This is a genomic window from Terrisporobacter muris (genome assembly GCF_024621905.1).
Classification (GTDB): domain Bacteria; phylum Bacillota; class Clostridia; order Peptostreptococcales; family Peptostreptococcaceae; genus Terrisporobacter; species Terrisporobacter muris.
On the sequence record NZ_JANKBY010000399.1, the window covers coordinates 1 to 2,836 of the forward strand.

Below are 2,836 nucleotides of genomic sequence, written 5' to 3' on the forward strand. Positions count from 1 at the left end.
TTTGTATATTTTAACTATTTAATGGAATTATAATATAGAAATTATTATTAGAAGGATATGGGATTAAGTATGAAAAAAAATAATAGATTTATCATAAGTATTTTTTTTGCTTTTGCTTTGCTGATTTTTTGTAATATACTAATAAAACAAAAAGATAAAGATATTTTGGAAACCTTTCAAGGTGAAAATATATCAAGTAAGAAATATGTGTATCCCCTTGGAAATATTGTGGGAATTAAGGCTGATACAGACGGAGCCTTGGTTATAGGATTTGAAGAAGATGATATAGAGTATATTGGAGGTCTAAAAATAGGAGATAATATCATATCTATAGAAGGAGAAAAAATTAATAATAGTAAAGATATTACAAATATTTTAAATAAACTTTGTTCAGATGAGGTAGAAATTGTATTTGAAAGAAAGGATGAAGTTAAAAAATGCAAAATTAAAACTAAAGAGGAAGATGATAGATATAAGCTAGGTCTTTGGGTAAGAGACAAAATATCTGGTATAGGTACATTAACATGTTATAATCCTATTACAAATGAATTTTATGCCATAGGTCATGGTATTTGTGATATGGATACAGATAAATTACTAAGTATTAAAGAGGGAAATATTTACAATGCTTCAAATATAGACATTTATAAAAATAATGAAAAAAATGTTGGACAAATTAAGGCTATAATAGACTATAATAATTCTGTTGGAAAGTTTTCTATTAATTCGAATAATGGTATAAAGGGCAATTTTTATAATTATAATTACAATTTTAACCTTCCACTTATAGAAATTGGGAAAAAGAATGATGTAAAAACTGGAAGTGCATATATACTTTTTCAATCAAAAGAAGGAAATGTTGAATCATATGAAATAAAAATAGAAAAAATACTAAAAGAAGAAAATAATATGTTAATAAAAGTAGTTGATAATAAATTAATTGACTATACAGGTGGAATTGTAAAAGGTATGAGTGGTGCGCCTATTATACAAAATAACAAACTTATTGGCAGTTTAACTTATGTATTTAAACATAATCCTAAAAAAGGATATGGTATTTTCATTGATGAAATGTTAAAATTGTAAAATGATAATAAAATAATTTAACTTGTTAGAAGGAATATAATTTTACAGTGTCGAATAAACCTAAAAGAGTAAGCATATTAAAAAAATTAAAATAAGATAAACTTATATTGGGGGGAATTTTAGTGAACGAAAAGATTAAGATAGTATTAGCTGATGATAATAAAGATTTTTGCCAGCTATTAAAAGAATATTTATCTAATGAAGAAGATATAGAAATATTAGGAATAGCTAAAGATGGTATTGAGGCTCTTGAGTTAGTACAAAAAACTCAACCAGATTTATTAGTACTAGATGTAATAATGCCACACTTAGATGGCTTAGGAGTAATAGAAAAATTAAATTCTATGAATCTTCCAAAACAACCAAAAATAATAGTTTTATCTGCAGTTGGGCAAGATAAAATAACTCAAACAGCTATAAATTTGGGAGCAGATTATTATATTGTTAAACCTTTTGATTTTGTAATATTCATCAATAGAATTAGAGAATTGGTAACTAATAAAGTAGTTGGTGGAGAGCCAAAAATAAGACAAAATCAAGAAGTACAAATGACAAGAAGTGATTATGTTAAAAATACAGGAAATATAGAAACTGAAATAACAAATATAATCCATGAAATAGGTGTTCCAGCTCACATAAAAGGATATTTATATTTAAGAGAAGCTATTAAGATGGTTATTGATAATGTAGAACTTTTAGGAGCAGTTACTAAAGAGTTATATCCAAGCATTGCAAAAAAATATAACACTACTCCAAGTAGGGTTGAAAGAGCAATAAGACATGCAATAGAAGTTGCATGGAGTAGGGGAAAGGTTGATACAATAAATCAATTATTTGGTTATACAGTACACAATACTAAAGGAAAACCAACAAACTCTGAATTTATAGCAATGATTGCAGATAAATTAAGATTAGAACACAGCATGGTTAAATAATTTTAAATTGATTACAGTAAGCCTTCTAATTATTTAGGGGGCTTAATTTTTTGACTATCAACATATGAAGGAGATGCAAATATGAAAATGGATTTACCTCCAAAAGTAAAATATATAATAGATAAAATATATGAAAATAATTATGAAGCATATATAGTAGGAGGATGTGTTAGAGACGCCATATTAGGTTTTGAGCCTAATGACTATGACATAACAACAAGTGCTACTCCAAAGGTCATTAAAGAGATATTTAGAGACTTTAAATGTATAGACATAGGAATAGAGCATGGAACGGTAAGTGTAGTGATAGATGATGATATTTATGAAATAACTACATATAGAATTGAAGGTGAATATAAAGATCATAGAAGACCAGAAAATGTTGATTTTACGAGTAAATTAGAGGAAGATTTAAAAAGACGCGATTTTACTATAAATGCTATGGCTTATAATGAAAAAGAAGGATTAATAGATTTATTTGGAGGTAATATTGACATTGAAAATAAAATTATTAAAACAGTGGGGAATCCTTATAATAGATTTAATGAAGATGGACTTAGAATGATTAGAGCTATTAGGTTTTCTAGTAAATTAAATTTTAAAATAGAGGATAATACTCTTTTAGCTATTTACGATAATGCACAAATAATAAAAAATATTAGCTTAGAGAGAATAACTGATGAATTTAATAAAATCATACTTAGTAATAAACCAGAAAATGTTATTTATCTTTTTAAAACAAAATTATTAAATTATTTGAATATAAGTAGTGAAGAAGATGAAAACAAAATTGCAGAGTTATATAAAAAAATTAG

Annotated in this window: 3 protein-coding genes; all 3 read left to right on the top strand. The window is 25.7% G+C overall.

Going from position 1 to position 2,836, the window contains the following annotated elements:
• The first annotated feature begins 69 nt into the window (after positions 1–69).
• Entirely contained in the window at positions 70–1,086 is a 1,017-nt protein-coding gene (locus tag NSA58_RS18345; RefSeq protein ID WP_074429179.1) for a SpoIVB peptidase S55 domain-containing protein, read from the top strand.
• A gap of 107 nt (positions 1,087–1,193) precedes the next feature.
• Positions 1,194–2,021 (top strand): sporulation transcription factor Spo0A, encoded by an 828-nt coding sequence (gene spo0A / locus NSA58_RS18350; RefSeq protein WP_039679638.1) that lies wholly within the window; start codon positions 1,194–1,196, stop codon positions 2,019–2,021.
• 81 nt (positions 2,022–2,102) lie between these two features.
• On the top strand, positions 2,103–2,836 hold a 734-nt coding region (locus NSA58_RS18355; RefSeq protein WP_257560807.1), incomplete at its 3' end, for a CCA tRNA nucleotidyltransferase.